Annotated in this window: 17 protein-coding genes; 10 read left to right on the plus strand and 7 right to left on the minus strand. The window is 54.0% G+C overall.

The features are described from left to right. The first annotated feature begins 669 nt into the window (after positions 1-669). The 8 genes from AC6I8T_RS26515 to AC6I8T_RS26550 are packed head-to-tail and all read left to right on the plus strand — an operon-like array spanning position 670 to position 8,606. Positions 670-1,509: a DeoR/GlpR family DNA-binding transcription regulator gene (locus AC6I8T_RS26515; protein WP_021186286.1), complete on the plus strand. Its 840-nt coding sequence runs from the start codon at positions 670-672 to the stop codon at positions 1,507-1,509. A 4-nt stretch (positions 1,510-1,513) separates the two neighbouring features. Continuing rightward, positions 1,514-2,497: a substrate-binding domain-containing protein gene (locus tag AC6I8T_RS26520; RefSeq protein ID WP_021186285.1), complete on the plus strand. Its 984-nt coding sequence runs from the start codon at positions 1,514-1,516 to the stop codon at positions 2,495-2,497. A 1-nt stretch (position 2,498) separates the two neighbouring features. Further along, a complete protein-coding gene (locus tag AC6I8T_RS26525; RefSeq protein ID WP_497834861.1) occupies positions 2,499-4,007 on the plus strand; it encodes a sugar ABC transporter ATP-binding protein in 1,509 nt (502 codons plus the stop codon). Further along, complete coding sequence (locus tag AC6I8T_RS26530; RefSeq protein ID WP_208727265.1) at positions 4,000-4,989, plus strand: ABC transporter permease; 990 nt, start codon at positions 4,000-4,002, stop codon at positions 4,987-4,989. The genes AC6I8T_RS26525 and AC6I8T_RS26530 overlap by 8 nt, the downstream gene beginning before the upstream one ends. A 14-nt stretch (positions 4,990-5,003) precedes the next feature. Then, on the plus strand, positions 5,004-6,053 hold the full coding sequence (locus tag AC6I8T_RS26535; protein ID WP_497834862.1) for an ABC transporter permease: 1,050 nt from the start codon (positions 5,004-5,006) through the stop codon (positions 6,051-6,053). Continuing rightward, positions 6,053-6,745 (plus strand): D-allulose 6-phosphate 3-epimerase, encoded by a 693-nt coding sequence (gene alsE / locus AC6I8T_RS26540; protein WP_021186281.1) that lies wholly within the window; start codon positions 6,053-6,055, stop codon positions 6,743-6,745. The genes AC6I8T_RS26535 and alsE overlap by 1 nt, the downstream gene beginning before the upstream one ends. Further along, the gene (gene alsK / locus AC6I8T_RS26545) at positions 6,742-7,632 is read left to right on the plus strand and encodes an allose kinase (RefSeq protein WP_208727263.1); all 891 of its coding nucleotides are present in this window, start codon (positions 6,742-6,744) and stop codon (positions 7,630-7,632) included. The genes alsE and alsK overlap by 4 nt, the downstream gene beginning before the upstream one ends. Before the next feature lie 2 nt (positions 7,633-7,634). Then, on the plus strand, positions 7,635-8,606 hold the full coding sequence (locus AC6I8T_RS26550; RefSeq protein WP_208727262.1) for a ribokinase: 972 nt from the start codon (positions 7,635-7,637) through the stop codon (positions 8,604-8,606). An 81-nt stretch (positions 8,607-8,687) separates the two neighbouring features. Here AC6I8T_RS26550 and AC6I8T_RS26555 read toward each other — a convergent pair whose 3' ends face one another. From AC6I8T_RS26555 to AC6I8T_RS26575, 5 genes are all read right to left on the minus strand, one after another. Further along, positions 8,688-9,176, minus strand: a complete 489-nt coding sequence (locus AC6I8T_RS26555; protein WP_208727261.1) for a type II toxin-antitoxin system YhaV family toxin — start codon at positions 9,174-9,176, stop codon at positions 8,688-8,690. Between the two features lie 12 nt (positions 9,177-9,188). Continuing rightward, positions 9,189-9,527 (minus strand): type II toxin-antitoxin system PrlF family antitoxin, encoded by a 339-nt coding sequence (locus AC6I8T_RS26560; protein WP_497834935.1) that lies wholly within the window; start codon positions 9,525-9,527, stop codon positions 9,189-9,191. Positions 9,528-9,695: 168 nt separating this feature from the next. Further along, positions 9,696-10,649: an aliphatic sulfonate ABC transporter substrate-binding protein gene (locus tag AC6I8T_RS26565; RefSeq protein WP_208727260.1), complete on the minus strand. Its 954-nt coding sequence runs from the start codon at positions 10,647-10,649 to the stop codon at positions 9,696-9,698. 214 nt (positions 10,650-10,863) lie between these two features. Beyond that, a complete protein-coding gene (locus AC6I8T_RS26570; RefSeq protein WP_208727198.1) occupies positions 10,864-11,547 on the minus strand; it encodes a type 1 glutamine amidotransferase domain-containing protein in 684 nt (227 codons plus the stop codon). Between the two features lie 26 nt (positions 11,548-11,573). Further along, complete coding sequence (locus tag AC6I8T_RS26575) at positions 11,574-13,001, minus strand: coniferyl aldehyde dehydrogenase (protein ID WP_497834936.1); 1,428 nt, start codon at positions 12,999-13,001, stop codon at positions 11,574-11,576. Positions 13,002-13,116: 115 nt separating this feature from the next. Between AC6I8T_RS26575 and AC6I8T_RS26580 the strand changes: the two genes are divergently transcribed. Beyond that, positions 13,117-14,007: a LysR family transcriptional regulator gene (locus tag AC6I8T_RS26580; RefSeq protein ID WP_208727200.1), complete on the plus strand. Its 891-nt coding sequence runs from the start codon at positions 13,117-13,119 to the stop codon at positions 14,005-14,007. Positions 14,008-14,034: 27 nt separating this feature from the next. Here the strand turns inward: AC6I8T_RS26580 and AC6I8T_RS26585 are convergent, their stop codons facing one another. Both AC6I8T_RS26585 and AC6I8T_RS26590 read right to left on the minus strand, forming a co-directional pair. Next, positions 14,035-15,819 carry a tannase/feruloyl esterase family alpha/beta hydrolase gene (locus AC6I8T_RS26585; protein WP_497834863.1) on the minus strand — a complete coding sequence of 595 codons (1,785 nt, stop codon included), beginning with the start codon at positions 15,817-15,819 and terminating at the stop codon, positions 14,035-14,037. Between the two features lie 294 nt (positions 15,820-16,113). Then, a complete protein-coding gene (locus AC6I8T_RS26590; RefSeq protein WP_208727202.1) occupies positions 16,114-16,452 on the minus strand; it encodes a DUF488 domain-containing protein in 339 nt (112 codons plus the stop codon). Positions 16,453-16,660: 208 nt separating this feature from the next. Between AC6I8T_RS26590 and AC6I8T_RS26595 the strand changes: the two genes are divergently transcribed. Then, entirely contained in the window at positions 16,661-18,952 is a 2,292-nt protein-coding gene (locus AC6I8T_RS26595) for a FepA family TonB-dependent siderophore receptor (RefSeq protein ID WP_244634113.1), read from the plus strand. Positions 18,953-18,972 lie beyond the last annotated feature (20 nt).

The following is an 18,972-nucleotide window of genomic DNA, read 5'->3' on the forward strand; positions in this document are numbered from 1 at the left end:
TTCCTGAGCAAAAAAACGAAGCCCCGACGTTAATCGGCGAGGTTTTAGTTAGCGCATCATCTCATCAGGAAGATAACGACACAGATAATGGTGCGAACTGCCTTCAGGGCGACCAGCATATTTTCCTTTCTGCTGCTGTTCTGAGTTTGGGACGTCGCCTTGTGCAGTCAGTTGGAGGAATCCATTACTTTTGATAATAGCCTGGGCTATGATTTAGCGCCATTCAGTGCGGTAGGTTCTTATGCCGTTGTCACAGGATTGTCGCTAATGGTTCAACCGTCGGTGTTGTGTCAAAAAGATTGAGCAACAATCATTCTCATCATTCCATTCTTTTTTCCCCACTTAACGCAAATCTCCTCGTCGGGTTTATTTATTTCCGAAGTATGCTTTTGTTCGCAAAACGGTCATCCACACATAAACGGTCATAGTCGGTCATGATAGTTTCATATTAAAACTATTTCTCGGCGTTGTGATTTATTGTGTTTTTTTCTTAAAACCGTCGTTATTTGTGATAAAGGTCGCGTTGCTAAATGAATATAACGCCTCGTTTCATTTTTTCTTCAATAAAAGTCACTTTTTTGGTGGCGGTAAAAGCGCTGCCTGACACTTTTGCCTGGTGCACATTTTGCACCGGTCGAATCCACTAACTTAATGGCATCGGAGGTCACCATGTTACCGATTGAACGTCACCGTCAGATCATGGAGGAATTAAATTTACATGGTCGGGTATTGGTGGTTGAGCTGGTTAAACTTTGTCGGGTTTCTCAGGAAACCATTCGCAGGGATTTATCTCAGTTAGAAAAAAAAGGATTATTACAACGCAGTCACGGCGGTGCGGTGATGGCGCAGAAACACCAGGGGAATCTGGCAGGAAAAAATAATAAACCGAACGAGTATGAATCTACATTTCGCCTGCGCATGAATGAGAATACTCAGGCGAAAACATTAATTGCTAAAAGAGCGCTCGATTTTATCACGCCGGGCGACTGTATATTGCTGGATAGCAGTACCACCTGTTGGTTTTTGGCCCGACAATTGCCAGACATCGAACTGACGGTGCTGACTAACTCGCTACGTATCGTGCAGACACTGGCCGCCAAAGGCCATATCCGCACCATCTGCCTGGGAGGAGAGTATTCCGATCACAATGAAGATTTTAATGGCATCGTTGCCGAGCAGCCGCTGAAAGATTATTTAATCAACAAAATATTTTTCTCCTGTAGCAGCCTGGGCAATGACGGATATTTACGTGCGGCGAACGAAAATAACGCACATCTAAAACAACAAATGCTGATGGCATCAGAAAGAAAATATCTGCTTATTGATGCGGGGAAATTCCTTCGGCCATCTTTTGCCAGAATCTGCCATTACCGTGAAGTGGATTTTTTAATTACCGACAGTATGAAAGATAAAGAATTACAACAGGAACTGGCCTGGAACGGCGTCAATATTATCGATTGTTCACAACGCCAGAATACCATGCAATTAATGAACTCTCAGGATATTTAACCCTATGAAAAAAACATTTATCGCCTGTTCCCTGCTGGCGCTGTTTGCTGCCACCACCGCCCATGCTGCTGACAAGCTGCGCATGGGGATCGTGGTCAAAGTGGGCGGCATTCCGTGGTTTAACGCGATGGAAGCGGGCATCAAGAGCGAAGCGGCCAGGGAGGGGATCGATGCCTGGATGGTTGGACCTACCTCGGCTGACCCGGCGTTACAGGTCAGGGCGATTGAAGATTTGATTGCGCAGAAAGTTGACATCATCGGCGTGGTACCGAATGACCCGAAAGTGCTGGAGCCGGTACTGAAACGCGCCCGTGATGCTGGTATCCGCGTGCTGGTGCATGAATCGCCGGATCAGAAGTACGCCAACTGGGACTTTGAGTTGGTCGATGCCAAAACCCACGGCGAAAACCATATGAAGGCGCTGGCCGAATGCATGCACGGCGAGGGCAAATATGTCGCCTACATGGGCGGCCTGACGGTGCCGCTGCACAACGCCTGGGTGGATTCCGCCGTGGCGTATCAAAAAGCCCATTTCCCGAAAATGCAGATGGTTGGCGACAAGTTTGGCGTTGGCGAATCACTGGATGACTCCATCCGTACCACCAACGAAGTGATGTCTAAATACCCGGATCTGAAAGGTATCATCGCCTTTGGTTCACAAGGGCCAATCGGTGCCGGTCGCGCGGTGATGGCGCGTAACAAAATTGACCAGGTCTGCGTGATCGGGGCCTTTAGCCCAGGGCAGGGTCAGATGCTGGTTAACCGTGGTGCCATTAAAGGTGGCTACATCTGGAACCCGATGACGGCAGGTGAAGTCTTCGTGCGTCTTGCGGGCATGATGCAGAAAAACCAACCGATTACCGACGGCATGACCATCGAAGGTCTGGGCAAGGTGAAGGTCGATGAGCAGACCCACACCATCCTCGGCAACAACACCGAAAGTCTGGACAAAACCAACCTGCCAAAACTGGTCAAACTGGGGCTGTAATATGCAACTGATCGAACCACAGACGCTGATTGCCCTCGAGAGCCTGTCGAAAACCTTCGGCGGCAACCGGGCATTAAGTGATATCTCACTGTCGTTAATGGCTGGGGAAGTGCATTGCCTTGCTGGTACTAACGGCTGTGGTAAGAGCACCCTGATTAAAGTGATCTCCGGGGTGCATGCCCCGGATGCAGGTAGCAAAATCATCCTCGGTGACCGTGGCGAACGCTTTCCGCGCCTGACGCCAAAACAGGCGCGCGATTTTGGTGTGCAGGTGATTTATCAGGATCTGTCGCTGTTTCCCAATCTCAGCGTCGCCGAGAACATCGCGTTTGAGCACAACCTCGATAACCTGCTTGGCTGGTACAGCAAGAAAAAACTGCGTGCCAGCGCTGAGAAAATCATCACCGAACTGAAGTTTGACCTGAATCTCGATGCCAAAGTGGCTGAACTGTCGATTGCACAACGTCAGCAGGTGGCGATTTGTCGTGCGCTGGTGGCGGACGCCCGTCTGGTGATCATGGATGAGCCAACCGCGTCGCTGACCCGCACCGAGGTGAATCAGCTGCTGCGTACCGTGCGTTACCTGAAAGAGAAAAATATCTGCGTGGTGTTTGTCAGCCACCGTCTGGATGAAGTGCTGGAGATCTCCGATCGTGTCACCGTGATCCGTGATGGCCGCAAAATGGGTACCTGGCCTGCCAGCGAAATGGACGGCCATCGCCTGACTGAATTGATGACCGGGCTGACACTCGATTATCACCTGAAAACCCCAACCCTGAATCCACATCGCAAGCTGCTGGAGGTGGAAAACCTCAGTCGCAAAGACCAATACCATGATGTCAGTTTTTCGCTGCATGAAGGCGAAGTGCTGGGGCTGTGTGGCCTGCTGGGTTCCGGGCGAACCGAACTGGCGTTGTCGCTGTTTGGCATGACCAAACCGGACAGCGGTAAAATCTGGCTCGACAGCAAGCCGGTGCGTTTTCGCAACCATGAAGATGCTATCAAATCTGGCATTGGCTACGTCTCAGAAGACCGTCTGACGCTCGGCCTGGTTCAGCAACAGTCGGTCGCCGATAACATGGTGCTGTCGATTCTCGACCAACTGCGCAACCGCTTCCACATCATCGATGAATACCGCAAAAACAAACTGATCCACGACTGGATTCAGCAGTTGGGCGTTCGCGTGGCCGACCCGGAACACGCCATCTCCACGCTCTCGGGGGGGAACCAGCAAAAAATCGTGCTGGCGAAATGGGTGCTGACCCAACCCAAAATCCTGATCCTCGATTCGCCGACCGTCGGCGTCGATGTCGGCGCCAAGGCGAGCATTTACACCCTGATCCATCAACTGGCGAAAGAGGGGCTGGCGATCATCCTGATTTCCGATGAAGTACCGGAGGTTTATTACAACTGCGACCGCATTCTGCATTTCCGTGACGGCACCGTGCATGCCGAGTACCAGCCGCAACAGGTGGCGCAGCAGCAACTGGCGGAGGTGATCAATGCCTGATTTATCGTTCTTCAAACCCCAGTCGACTCAGGGCTGGCTGGCCTGGGTGCTGGTGTTCTTCTTCGTAGCGTTCTCCCTTGCCAGCGATCAGTTCCTGACGTTGCAGAACCTGCTCGACCTGACGGAAACCTATGCTGTCACCGGCATCTTCGCCCTCGGCCTGTTTGTGGTGCTGGTCACTGGCGGGATCGACATCTCCTTTGCGGCGGTGGCTTCGGTGGTGCAGTACGTCATCGCCTCGTTATTTGTGCAGTTCGGTTTCGACAATGCCCCGCTCAGCATCCTGCTGGCGATTGCCTGCGGCACGTTGTTTGGGGTGATCAATGCGGTGCTGATCTACTGGCTGCGCATTGTCTCGATCATCATCACCATCAGCATGCAGTCGCTGCTGTTTGGCATGTTGATGTGGATTACCGAGGGACGCAGCCTCTACAACCTGCCGGAGTGGTGGGTGACGCTGCACAACATTCTACCGTTTAGCGTCCACGGCCAGACCTACCAGATTGGTTTGCCGCTGACCATCATGCTGGTGATTGCCGCCATCACCTGGCTGCTGCTGAACAAAACCCATCTGGGCCGTCAGTTATACGCCACTGGTGGCGATCAGGAGTCGGCTCGCCGTATCGGCATTCGCGTCGGACTGATCCATATCCTTGCCTACGGTTGGCTGGGCGCGCTGGCGGCGGTGGGTGGCCTGGTACAGGTCTACCGTGTCGGTGAAGTGGTGCCCAATGCGTTGGTTGGCGGCGAGCTGGATGTACTGGCGGCCACGGTGCTGGGTGGTGCCAGCCTGATGGGTGGCAAAGGCACCGTCACCGGGACACTGATGGGGGTCTTCCTGATCGCCATCCTGAAAAACGGCCTCAACCTGGTCGGTGTCTCCAGCTACTTCATGAACATTGTGATCGGCGTGGTGATTATGGTTGCCATCACCGTCACCCATTACAAAAAGCGCAAAGAAACCGACGTCAGCTTCGTCTGATCGGGGAGAGTGTGATGAAACATCTGAATTTTCTGACCAGTGAAAAAGCGCATCCCGGATTGCTGTTGCTGATTGCGCTCGGTGTCGCGGTGTTCAGCATTATGCTGCCAGGCCGCTTCCTGACCGACTCGACTTTTATGAGCATGGCCTTCCAGTTGCCGGAGCTGGGCTTGCTGACGCTGGCGATGTTTATCGCCATTCTCAGCGGCGGTCTTAACCTGTGCATCATCGCCACCGCTAACCTGACGGCGCTGTTTATTGCCTGGGTGTTGCTGAACTTTATGCCTGCCGGCGCGGGCACCGGGCTGCAACTGTTGTGGCTGGTGATGGCGCTGGTGGGTGCGGCGTTGATCGCCACGCTGATTGGGGTGATCACCGGGCTGATGGTCAGCCGGGTTGGGGCACACCCGATTCTGGTGACGCTGGCTACCATGATGACGGTCAACGGCATTGGTATCTGGCTGACACGCGGTGCCGCCGTCAGTGGAATGCCGGATGTGGTGCGTGCGCTCGGTGCAGACACCTTCCTGACCATTCCGTTGCCGCTGTGGCTGTTCTTCGCCACCGCAGGAATGATGGCGCTGTTCCTTGGCAAAACCCGTGCCGGTAAATGTATCTACATGGGCGGCAGCAACATCAATGCCACCTGGTTCAGTGGCGTGAATACCCATCGTCTGCTGATTCTGGTCTACGTCATCTCCAGCCTGCTGTGTGTGCTGGCGGGGCTGGTGATGATGGCACGGTTTAACTCGGCGCGTATGGGCTATGGCGACTCTTATCTGCTGATCACCGTGTTGGCGATCATTCTCGGTGGTACGGATCCCAACGGCGGTTTTGGTCGCGTCACTGGCGTGGTGCTGTCGCTGATTGCGCTACAAATCCTCTCCACCGGATTCAACCTGTTAAACATCAGCCAGCACTTCAGCCTGGCGATGTGGGGTGCGGTACTGATTGTGGTACTGGGCCTGAAGTTCTTTAAAACCAAATTCACTCATTCCCGTGCGGTGCGTCGCAGTACTTTACTTGCACGCCAGGCCGGCCTGACTAAAAAAAAGGAAGTCTGATGCGTACCCAAATTTCTCCCTCTTTGATGTGCATGAACCTGATGGAAATTAAACAGCAGTTGGCCGTGCTCGACACCCGAGCTGATTTCCTGCACATCGACATCATGGACGGTCACTACGTCAAAAACATCACCCTGTCGCCGTTCTTTATCGAGCAGATCCGCCCGCACACCAAAGTGGCGCTCGATGTACATCTGATGGTGGAGGAACCGACTGACTTTATCGAGGTGATTGCTAAAGCAGGCGCGGATTACATCTGCCCGCATGCGGAAACCATCAACCGCGATGCGTTCCGTGTGATTAACCAGATCCGCTCACTCGGCAAGAAAGTGGGTGTGGTGCTGAACCCGGCAACGCCGGTGTCGTACATCCATCACTACATCCATCTGCTGGATAAGATCACCGTGATGACCGTTGATCCTGGTTATGCGGGCCAGCCGTTTATCACCGAGATGGTGAAGAAGATTGAGGAGCTGCGCGACCTGAAAGCACGCCACGGCTACAACTATCTGATTGAGATTGATGGCTCCTGCAATCAGCGCACCTACCGTACATTGCTGGAAGCGGGCGCAGAAGTGCTGATTGTCGGCACCTCCGGGTTGTTTAACCTCGATGACAACCTTGAAACCGCCTGGGACCAGATGATGGACAACATCGAGCAGGCAAAAGGTGCGTTACGGGAGTCAGCATGAGTCGAACCTGGCTGGGTATAGATATTGGTGGTACCAGCACCCGGTTGCTCACCCTGCGCGGAGGGGATCAGTGGGCGGGATTTCGCAAATTGCCGACCGCCAGCTGGGCACAGTCAGCCGATGCGCTGGGTGCACTGGCGGGGTTGATTAATGAGGTGCTGGCGCAGCAACCGATTGATGGCGTGATGCTCGGCCTGCCGGGCATCCTGAGCCGCGATCGTCAGCATGTGGTGTCGTTACCCTTTATCCAGGCGCTGGACGACACCCCGGTGGCGGCGCATCTCAGTGAGATGACCGGTATCTCGGTGGCGATGGATAAAGACGTTAACCATCTGATGTTATGGGATTTAATGCAACTGGAAACGCTGCCGGATAACGCCGTGGGTTTATATCTGGGCACCGGCATGGGCAACAGTTTGTGGCTGAACGGTCAGTTCTACCACGGCGAGCACGGCGGCGCGGGCGAGATTGGCCATATCCCGCTGGCAAATAACGATCTGCCCTGTCCGTGCGGGAATCACGGCTGTGCTGAAACCCTGACGTCAGGACACTGGCTGAGCCAGTGGGCGCGTCAGCACTGCGCACAAACCGATATGTCGCAACTGTTCACGCTGTACGGCGATCATCCTGATTTGCAGCAGTTTGTCAGCCGCCTGGCAAAAATCATCGCCAGCGAGATGAACATTATTGACCCGCAATATCTGATCCTCGGTGGCGGCGTGCTGGCCATGAATGATTTTCCGCTGGCGTCGCTGCGCAGCCAGATCGTACGGCATTTGCGCCCACCGGTAACCCGCAGTGGATTGCGCATGGTCATCAGCCATGCCACCGATCAGACCGGTTGCCGTGGTGCTTGTCTGGCGGCAGCACGGCAGTTTGGGAGGTAAACATGAAAGGCAAAGTGTGTGTGTTTGGCTCGTTCAACCTCGATATCGTCACCAAAATGTCGCGCTTTCCGCAGCCTGGCGAGTCGCTGGTCGCGCACAGCAGCATGATGGGGCCGGGCGGTAAAGGCTCTAATCAGGCCACGGCGGCACTGCGAGCCGGTGCCAGGGTGCACTACATCGGCAAGGTCGGTAATGACGACTTCGGTCTGTTCGCCCGTCGCCATCTCGAGAAGACCGGCTTTGACGCCATCACGTTGTTCACCTGCAAAGAAAAACCGACCGGTAACGCGATGATCTACGTGGCCGGTGATGATGCCGAAAACATGATCTCGGTTTATCCCGGTGCCAACCTGATGGTCACTGCGGCGGAGGTGAACCGTTGCCAGCCTACGGTGGCGGCCGCTGACATTTTGCTGGTGCAACTCGAAAACAACCTGAGCGCTATTCAACGCATGGTGGATAACGCCCGTCAGGCGGGAACCTATGTGATTGTGAATCCGGCCCCGTGGCAAAAGGTGAGCGATGCCTTTCTGCGTCATGTTGACCTGCTCACGCCGAACAGCACGGAAGCCGGCCAACTGACCAACACCAAAGTGACCGACCTGGCTTCAGCACAGGTGGCGGCGCAGATCCTGCACGGCAAAGGGGTGCGTCAGTTGATCATCACCCTCGGTATCCAGGGCGCGCTGCTCTCAACCGGTGAACGGATGTTGCTGGTGCCGGTCTTTCCGGCGCAACCGGTGGACAGCACTGGCGCGGGGGATTCCTTTAACGGCGCACTGGCGGCGCGGCTGGCGGCCGGAGAACCGCTGGAGCAGGCGGCGCTGTTCGCTTCGGCGTACGCCTCGGTGTGTGTCGAACGTGCCGGGGCAGCGAACTCAATGCCGCGTTATGACGACGCCGTAAAACGGATGCAGCAATACCCGGAACTGGCGATCAGCGAGATCGGTGTTTCAGTTGCTGCCACGTCTTAGAACCGTATGTGGGTTATTGTGGGGAGGAGAGATAAGAAGAGCCACTGGCATGCAGTGGCTTTTGCCTGGTTATGGCGAAGACTAAGGCAATTTAAAGACATCTTCCGGTAGAGCCTTTGTGGCTAGCTGAGCCTGTTTACATAGCGCGTCCCAGTCATCAGGCGGCTCACCCGCGTTTAGCATACCTTCAAAAACTTTATAAGCATCAGTTTTCGATTCGTAGGCTCGAAGGGTATTAAAATCATTCACCCAGCCAATGATGATCATCTTATGTTGCTCGCTGAAGCGAAAGAACAGTCGAAATTGCTGCATAAATTTTGCGCGAAACCAGTGTTTATGAGCCGGCCCAAGGGTGTCCCCTTGGCGAAATTGCGCGTCGCGAGGATCAGCAGCAATGACCTGAGTAATCACACGTTCAATTGCTGCAAGTAACTTAGTTTCTTTCTTTTTCTTGTACTCGTCCGGTTTCGACGTTTTTAATTTTTGAACTTCTTTCGCCAGGTCTGTCAACTGCGAGAGAAAACACGCATGAAAGTAGATCTTCCATCCATTAATTTCTAAACATTCCATGTAGCCTCCAGCTTAGTCATCCGTAAGCGGAGCGTCTAAATCGACTTCTACTCCAGCGGTCAATTCTTGAATCCCTGTCCAAAATGCCGCTGGCACTGGCTGGATATGATGCGGGTTCTTCTTCATGTCGTTTTCGAGAAACGCGAGAAACTGAGATACCACTGGGTCTGCTTCTTCTTCTTCCTGGCGGGACATAATGACTTTGCCGCCCGGTAGCAGGGAATACTCAATAAATTCCCCCGGCTTCAGGTGCAATGCATCGCGAATTGCTGCGGGGATGGTGGTCTGACTGCGTTCCGTGAGACGGGACTCTGCGCGCAGAGAGACGTCTGCAATATTTAAATTGATCATCATTTTCCTGGCTCCTTCTCACTCAATATCAGGCCACGAGCTATTCGCAGAAACGTTGACTGTTTCCATGCATAGTAATGCACTTGCATTGTGCAATGCAAGTGCATTGTAATAGGTGGTGTGATTAATCCATTTTATCGTGGTCAACTTATCAAAAAAATTGAGACATTACGGCTTACCCGGCTGCCATGTCCCCACATCCTGCGCATCAATTCGTTTTGGCAGCAGTTTCGCAGCATAAAACGCATCGGCAATCTTCTGCTGTTCGCTCAGGTCGCTACTTTTCACCGGTTCAATCTGGTAGCTGCGCTGAGCATTGGCCTGCTCCACGGTCGCGACGGGAAGATTCCCCCATAACGGTGACAGGATTTTTGCCGCTGCCGCAGGGTGGGCTTTCAGCCATGCCGCTTCCTGATGCAGGGCGTTAAATACCGTGTTCAGTACCTGAGAATGCGCTTTAGCGTAAGGCGTCGAAACCAGATAGTAGCGTTGATAGCTCGCCAGACCTTTGCCGCTTACCAACACGCGCGCGTGCTGCTCTACCTTCGCGCTGGTGACGTAAGGTTCCCAGCTTACCCAGGCATCAACGCTGCCATTTTCCAGTGCCGCGCGCCCGTCAGCCGGTGTCAGCCAGGCGGTGTTAACATCGCTGAATGACAGCCCGGCCTTTTGTAAGGCGGCGATCAACAGGTAATGGCTGCCTGCCGCTTTAGTCACTGCGATCTTTTTGCCTTTCAGATCCTGCAACGTTTTAATCGGCGAGTTGGCGGGAACCAGAATGGCCTGCGCCGTGGGTGACGGCGTTTCTCGCGCGTAATAGGTAAGATCGGCTCCTGCGGCCTGAGCGAACACCGGCACGGTATCGGCTACGTCGGCAGAGAGATCGACGTTATTCAGATTCAGTGCTTCAAGCAGCGGCAGACCGCTGGAAAACTCGTGCCAGCTGACTTTTATCCCCTGATCGGCCAGCGTCTTGTCCAAATCACCCCGCTGTTTGATCAGCGTCAGCAGGGTTGACGATTTTTGATAGCCGATACGTAAGGTTTCTTCTGCCTGGGTGGTCAAAGAGAAAAGGGCAGTGAGCAGCAATGCTCCTGCCAGCAATAGACGTCGCGTGTGCATGGCCGTTCCTTTTGATGTTTAACATTAAAAGGAGGGTAAGATGGGGACGGCAGTGTTCCAACTGCCGTGTTTGCATAAGATTTGCCGGATTTTGACTTAGTAGCGGCGCGATTTATCGCGCAGGTTTTGCCGGACTGCGCGATAAATCGCGCCGCTACGAATTTATGTAATCTGAGGCCCGAAATGATTGCGCTTCCGGGCCGGATATCAGCAATCAGTTGCCCGCAAGCTTACTCACCAGACGCTTAGCCACTTCTTCTGAACTGGCCGGGTTTTGCCCGGTAACCAGATTGCCATCCTCAACCACAAACGGCATCCAGTCAGCGCCTTTCTGGTAGTGTGCGCCAAGGGCGATAAATTCGTCCTCGATCAGGAATGGCACCACGTCGGTCAGTTCGACGGCAGCTTCTTCGCTGTTGGTAAAGCCCGTAACCTGTTTACCTTTGATCAACGGTTCACCGCTGGCGGCTTTAACATGACGCAACGCGCCCGGCGCGTGGCAGACGAAACCAATCGGTTTACCGGCGCGATCGAAGGATTCAATCAGGTTAATCGACTGAGCAGATTCCGCCAGATCCCACAATGGACCATGACCGCCGGGATAGAACACGGTATCAAACGCGGCCTGATCAACGCTTTCCAGTTTCACCGTCGTTGCCAGCGCCTGTTGTGCGGCCGGATCCGCCTTAAAGCGGTCGGTCATTGCGGTCTGAAAATCGGGCAGGTCGCTTTTCGGATCAAGCGGCGGCTGTCCGCCTGCCGGTGAGGCCAGCACGATCTCTGCTCCTGCGTCCTTAAACACGTAGTAAGGTGCCGCAAACTCTTCCAGCCAGAATCCGGTTTTCTTGCCGGTATTACCCAGCGCATCGTGGGATGTCAGTACCATTAACACTTTCATGATAAATCCTCTTTTTACACAGTAACTTACTGTTGTTGATCGAGCAGGGATGTCAGTAACGCCATCTTGTCCTGATAAGGGGCGCGCAGCCGCAGATTGGTGGTGCCCGCCTCGTCCTGCACTACCACAGGTTTGGCATGGCTAAAGCGGCGGAAACCGTGAATGCCGTGATATGCGCCTGTACCGGATGCCCCGACGCCGCCGAACGGCAAACTGTCGAGAGAAGCATGGGTCATGACGTCATTAATCACCAATGCGCCCGAGATGGTGCGCTGTGCCATCTGTTGTTGACGTTGTGCATCGTTACCAAAATAGTAGGCCGCCAGCGGGCGTGGGTGTGCGTTGATGTAATCAATCGCTTCTGCCACCGACGTTGACCAGGTCTTGACAGGCAACAGTGGGCCAAAAATCTCCTCCTGCATCACTGCCATCTCTTCCGTCACCGCCAGAATTAAATGCGGGGCGATTTTTCTGCTATCGGCATCGAAAGCCGGTTCACCTTCGGGGGCCAGACTGATAATGCGTGCGCCTTTATTTTGCGCATCCTCCAGCAGATTGATCAGCCGTTGATAATGGCGATCGCTGATGATAGCGGTGTAATCCGGGTTCGACTGTACGGTCGGGAATGCCTGCTGCATAAAGCTGCGAGCGGCGGTGACAAAGGCGTCTTCGGCACCCTCCGGCAGCAGCAGATAATCGGGAGAGATACAGATTTGCCCGGCGTTAAAGGTTTTGATGGTCAGGGTTCTCGCTGCGGCCAGCGCCGGATCCGCATCCACATCGACCACCACCGGCGATTTACCGCCCAGTTCCAGCGTGACCGGCACAAGATTTTCCGCCGCCGCACGCATAACGTGTTTGCCGACATTGGTGCTACCGGTAAAAACCAGATGGTCGAAAGGCAGACGGCTGAAAGCCTGTCCGACATCGGCATCACCCAGCACCACGGTTAGCTCCTGGGGATCAAAATAGCGGGCGACCAGCTCGGCCAGCAGTTCCGAGGTTTTCGGCGTCAGTTCTGAAGGCTTCAACATCGCTGTATTCCCGGCAGCGAACACGCCTGCCAGCGGGCCAAAGGCGAGGTTAATCGGAAAATTCCACGGGCTGATAATGCCGACCACTCCGAGCGGTTGCGGCACAATCCATGCCTGCATGCCCGCTACCGGTACGTCGGCGCTTTCCGCTGCCATCCAGCTTTCAAGATTATCAGCGGAATGTTGCAGCATATTGATGGTGGTGACCAGGTCTGCCGCCATTGTCTGGTAAGCGCTGCGATGGCCGAAATCGGCGCTAATTGCGTTAGCGATCGCAGCATGATTGTCGCGAATCAGCGCGATGCTGCGTAGCAGACGGTCGCGACGTAATGCCGCAGAGGCTGGACCTGCCTGCAAATGGGCGTTTTTCATGCTGTGCAGAATGTGCAGCAACTGCTGATCGTGTTGGGTAGCGTTCATCATGTTGTCCTGTTAAATCGGGTCACTGATTAAGATGCGACGAGCTTACCTGCGCTGGATTTAGCTGGCTAACAAGGCTATTTTGGTGGGGGTATAAATTTATTTATGGGGTCTTATGTCACTGGTCCGTTTGCGTACCTTTATGGAGGTCTACCGTCAGCGTTCAATATCCGGTGCCGCCAGAGCGCTCAATCTGACGCAGCCTGCGGTTTCTCAACATATCAGCGGATTGGAAGTGGCCATCGGCCGACCGTTGTTTGAACGCCAGCCACAAGGAGTCTTGCCCACGCCAGCAGCCGAGGATCTGGCGGCGGATATTGGCAACAGCCTGGACACCGCGGAGTCGGCGCTGGCATCGGCGAGAGCGCGTTCTATGGATGTCAGCGGTACGCTGCAAATCATCGGTCACGCCGATTTTATGGCGGATAAGCTGGCGGGGGAGTTGCTGCCGCTGCTGGAGAGTGGCATCCGGGTTCATATGCATACCGGTGACGGACCGCTGGTGACGCAAATGGTGGTTGAGGGGCATTGCGATTTAGGCATTACGGCCCATCCGGTGACGGATAGCCGATTAAAAGGTGAAGTGATATTTCGCGATGAGGTTCTGGCAGTTGCCTCACCGGGCGTGGCGTCGCGACTGAATGCCAGTGCGGATTTTGCCACTGACTTACTGCGAGAACCGCTCCTCGCGTATAACCTGGAATTGTCGCTGATTGACCACTGGCTGGAAAAAAACCGCATCAGCTACCAGACGCTGCTCCCGGCGATGGTCGGTCAGGATTTACGCGGTCAACGTAGTTTGCTGGTCCAGGGGTTTGGCTGGTCGGTGATGCCGCAGTTTCTGTGCCAACAGCAGATCGAGCAGGGGGAGCTGGTGGCGCTCCACGCCCCGGTGGGGGACACCGAGATTCGCTACAATCTGGTGTGGCTGGCCAGCGCGTTACGTCAGCCCCGAGTCGCCCATGCCCGCCAGACGCTGGTGTGGCGGCTTAACCGGGCCGAGTGACAACTCACCCGCCCGGTCAGGAGATCATTACGGCTGAATCTCCAGCCTGCCGCCTTTAGCGACATAGTTCTTTTGATTGTCAGGACCAATAAAATCGCTGGCCGGCTTACTCACCACCAGGTTGTCATAGGCTGCTGATTTCACTGACGCATAATTCTCCGCCTTGTCGAGTGAACCTGTACCCTTGTATTGCGCGATATACGGATAAGGGAAGACCGGTCGGGTGGCTTTTAAGGGAGGCATGGCAGTGGCTAGCGGTGAACTGGCGCGCTGAACGCCGTGAAATTGCACTTCGGCGCTTGCGTTGCCCGCGGGCATTTTGCCCTGGGGCGGCATCGGCGGCATATCCATGTTTGCCTGTTGAGCTGACTTACCTGTCATCAGCGCTTGCGGTGCAACCTGTTGCTCGGTCCATGACATCAATGGCGTCAGCAAATCGATCTGATCAAAACCTTCGCCGCCACCGCAGTGGGCCACACCAGGTAACAGGAACAGGCGGATAAATTTCTCCGTGGATTGCTTGCCAAGATAAGCCTCAACGCCACGATAATAGGCGATGGAGAATGCCGGACTGACAGAGTCATCCGCCAAACCGTGCCACATAATCAGCTTTCCGCCACGCGCCATATAGCGGCTCAGGTTGGTGTTGGCGGCGTTATACAACGGAGCCAGCTGTGCGACCGCCGTGAAGTTCTGCTTGTTCAACGGAAAATCGCGCATCGTGGTGATATTTTGTTTGCCACCCGGCAGCAATACCGATTGCAGCGCGGGCAGTGCCATCATCTCCGACATCGAGTGGCCATTGGCGCTTGCTGGCACCGGCCAGCGTAACTCTGACCCCAAGGGCAGACCGGCTGGCACAAATTGATTGCCTGCGCTGTCGTAAGCTCCACGATAGAGTTTTTCCGCCACGCCGATTTCTTCTGCGGTCAGACAGTCTGATTTATCGCTTTGGTTGGCGGCACAGCTCTTCACCCAGTTGGGGGAGAAGGTGCAGGCATACGGATTTGCCAGCAAACCATCGTTGACGCCAGAAAGTGTTGGACAGTGCGCCAGCACCGCACGATGGAGAATCGGCAGGCGGTCTTTCAGCAGGATTGCGCTGCCATCCGCGCGTTGATTGGCGACTACATTCCAGCCGTGGAAAAAGGAGTTTTGGAACTGGAAAAAAGCCGCCGGTGCGCCGGCGCTGATGCCATCAAAATCATCCGGGAAGCGTTGTGCTTCCATCAGCGCTTCGCGTCCGCCATCGGAGCAGCCCATAAAGTAGGCGTATTTTTGCGCCTGGCCGTAGTAAGCCCGGATCAAGGCTTTGGCCAGTTGCGCGGTGAGATGATTGGCGCGATACGCAAAATCGATACGTTTTTGTGGTTCCTCTGCCCAACTGGCATCCATCATGCCGCCGCTATGGCCCATATCTGTCGCTGCAACGACAAACTCGCCCTGAGTGGCGGGCACACAGCCGTTGGCATTCGACAGGCTGAGGTTAATTTGGCCGCATAATCCGCCACAGCCCACTTGCAGAAAACGTTGTGTCCACTGCTGTTGCGGTAGCGCTACCTCAACACCGATCGCCGGTGCGATGCTGGCCTTAACCTGGCAGAATGTCCCTTTATCAGTTTTCAGGGACGTGGCAGATGTGAGGGTGACTTTCTCACCAAGTTTGTCGCTAAAGTTAACGGTCGTTAACTGGCCACAGTCCAGCACCGGCTTCACAATGGCTAAGTTCACGGACGCACTCACCTGCGTCGCAAGTAGCATGACGCCAATGGCGATCAGCCATCCGGAGATTCTGGTTGTTATCGTATTCATGGTATCGGTTCCCGTTTTGTCACCGTGTTGCTGTGGTTTTAATCTGGGAATGATAGCCAGAAGCAAAATTTTAACGTGGATTTTTTCGGTATTTTAACGAATCAATCTGACTAACCTGCGCCCTCAGTTCTGGTCCAGCCAGCCAATAAAAAATCACTAAACGCCGCCACTTGCAGCGGCTGAAAGCGTCGCTGCGGATAAACGAACTGCAATCCGACCAGGCGACTATCGTTACGACTGAAACCGATAAAGTGGTCGCCAAATGGCGCTTTTGTTATAAGGCTACGTAAGCGTTTAGGGTAATGAACGCAACCATCCCGCCAGCACTTCAGCGTGGTTCTGTGTCGTATTCTTTGTCGCATAAAGCAGCGTGACGTTTCCTTTAGCGACCAACTGACGTCCTTCAGGCGCATGCCCGGCAAGCTCCTGTAAATACGCTTCACGAAACGCGGTGAAATCGATGAAATCAGCATGGAATGCTTTACGTAATTCTGTGGAGGGAGCCAGAGTTTTATTCCATTCATCGTATTGAAGATCGGTCTTCTTCATTCCGCGCGGCCAGAGTCGATCGACCAGCACCCGATAGCCGTCCTCAGATGATGCGGGTTCATAAACGCGTTTACAGTGGATCACGTTAATTACTCCCTTTCTTTTTCGTATCTCCTTATTTTATCCATAATTTTAATTACCTGGTTATTAACATCAGGATTGAGATAAAGGAGGTAACCTAATGCGATTAGGTGTGTCATTTTGTTTCGGTTATGTCAAATATCGGAATGATTATGATAATTATTCGCATGCTCATTTCTGAGTATGGAAAATAATAACTGGACGTAACAAAATGTCTCACTTAATTGGAAAAAGGAAAACGACCCTTTCATTACTGATTGGGCTGGTCATCCACAGTGGCTTCTCTCTGGCAGCCGAAACACCATCAAATGTTTTATCGTTACAGGAGCAGGGGGCAGCAACCGCAACTGACGCTGACTCCGGGCAGAAAAGCAAAACCGAACCGACGGTCAATCCGACCAACGAAGACACTATGGTCGTCTCGGCCAAAGCTGAAGAGAAACTGAAGCAGCAGCCTGGTGCATCGCTGATTACCAAAGAAGATTTGGAACGCAATCCGCCGGTCAACGATCTGTCCGAAATCATTCGCAAAATGCCGGGTGTGAACTTAACCGGTAACAGCGCAACCGGTAGCCGTGGTAACAACCGTCAGATTGATATTCGCGGTATGGGGCCAGAAAACACCCTGATCCTGATCGATGGTGTGCCCGTCTCTTCCCGTAGTTCCGTGCGCTACAGCCGCACCGGCGAACGTGACACCCGTGGCGACAGCAACTGGGTTCCGCCGGAAATGGTCGACCATATCGATGTGTTACGTGGCCCGGCGGCGGCACATTATGGTTCCGGCGCGATGGGCGGCGTGGTGAACATCATCACCAAACGTCCCACCAATGACTGGCATGGTTCACTGTCGCTCTACACCAATCAACCGGAAGACAAGGATGAAGGCGCGACCAAACGCATGAACGTCAGCCTGAGCGGTCCACTGGTGGATGATGTGCTGACCATGCGTCTGTACGGCAACATCAACAAAACCGATGCTGATGCCTACGATATTAATACCAACGAAAACGGTTCTTACGCGGCAGGTCGTGAGGGCGTGCGCAACCGCGATATCAACACAGCGGTGCAGTGGAAGATCAATCCGCAGCAGTACATGGATTTCAACTACGCCTACAGCCGCCAGGGCAATATCTATGCCGGTGATACCCAATACAGCAACAGCAACCTGAGTACCCTGGTGCCGACCTTATACGGTCAGGAAACCAACCGCATGTATCGCCAGGCCTACAGCGTGACCCATAACGGCATCTGGGACTGGGGCCAGTCCAAACTGACCCTGAGCTATGAAGATACCCACAACACGCGGCTCGACGAAGGCTCTACCGGCAAAGTGGAAGGGATGATCAACAGCGACACCTACAACACCAGCCGTTATAAAACCTGGCGCATCAATAATGAGTACACCATCCCCTTCACCCTGCTGGTGGACAATACTCTGACGCTGGGCGCTGAATGGAATAAGGAGCAGTTGAACGATCCGGCATCAATGCAGGAAACGGATGCGACCGGTATCGATATCAATGGTGTATCGGGCGATCCTTCCCAGCGCAGCAGCAAAAACAGCCAGGAACTGAGCGCCATTTACCTGGAAGACACCATTGATGCCTTCGACGCCACCACATTGATTCCGGGCCTGCGTTTTGATTACAGCGATCGCTTCGGCAGCAACTGGAGTCCCAGCCTGAACATTCAGCAGGAATTGGGTGATCACTTCACGCTGAAAGCCGGTATCGCGCGTGTGTTCAAAGCGCCAAACCTGTATCAGTCCAGCGAAGGCTACCTGCTGGCGAGCAGCGGTAACGGTTGTAACATTGGGGGCAGCAACGGCTGTTATCTGATGGGTAATAGCGATCTGAAACCTGAAATCAGCGTCAACAAAGAGGTTGGGCTGCAATGGACCGATGAAGGTTACAGCGCCGGACTGACGTATTTCCGCAACGATTATCAGAACAAAATCGTCGCGGGGGATAATTCGCTGGGTACGGTGAGTGTGGCAAGTTCCTGGTATTCTTCCACTTATGATATCTACCAGTGGCAGAATGGTGGTAAGGCGCTGACGCAGGGCCTTGAAGCCAACCTGACCATTCCGTTGGTGGAAGATACCCTGAACTGGCGTACCAACGCGACTTACATGTTCACCTCGAAATATAAATCGACCGGTAACCCGTTATCGTTAATCCCGAAATATACGGTAAACAGCTGGCTGGATTGGCAGATGACCGATGCACTCTCCGCCACCTTAAGCTGGACCATGTATGGCCGCCAGCATCCGCGTACTACAGCAGAAATTCGTAAGGAAGCCAGCGGATTGTCGGAAAATGAGGTGGGGGCTTACGCCATCTTTGGTGTCGGTATGAACTACCAGTACAACAAGAATCTGCGATTCACTGCCGGTGTCAGCAACCTGCTGAACAAGCAAATCTATCGTGAAAACGAAGGCGCTTCGACCTATAACGAACCGGGTCGCGCGTATTATGCAGGTGTGACAACTTCGTTCTGATCGCTGAAAGGGAAGACCTG

The sequence above is a fragment of the Pantoea sp. X-Soil-OKNW-556 genome (genome assembly GCF_059730695.1).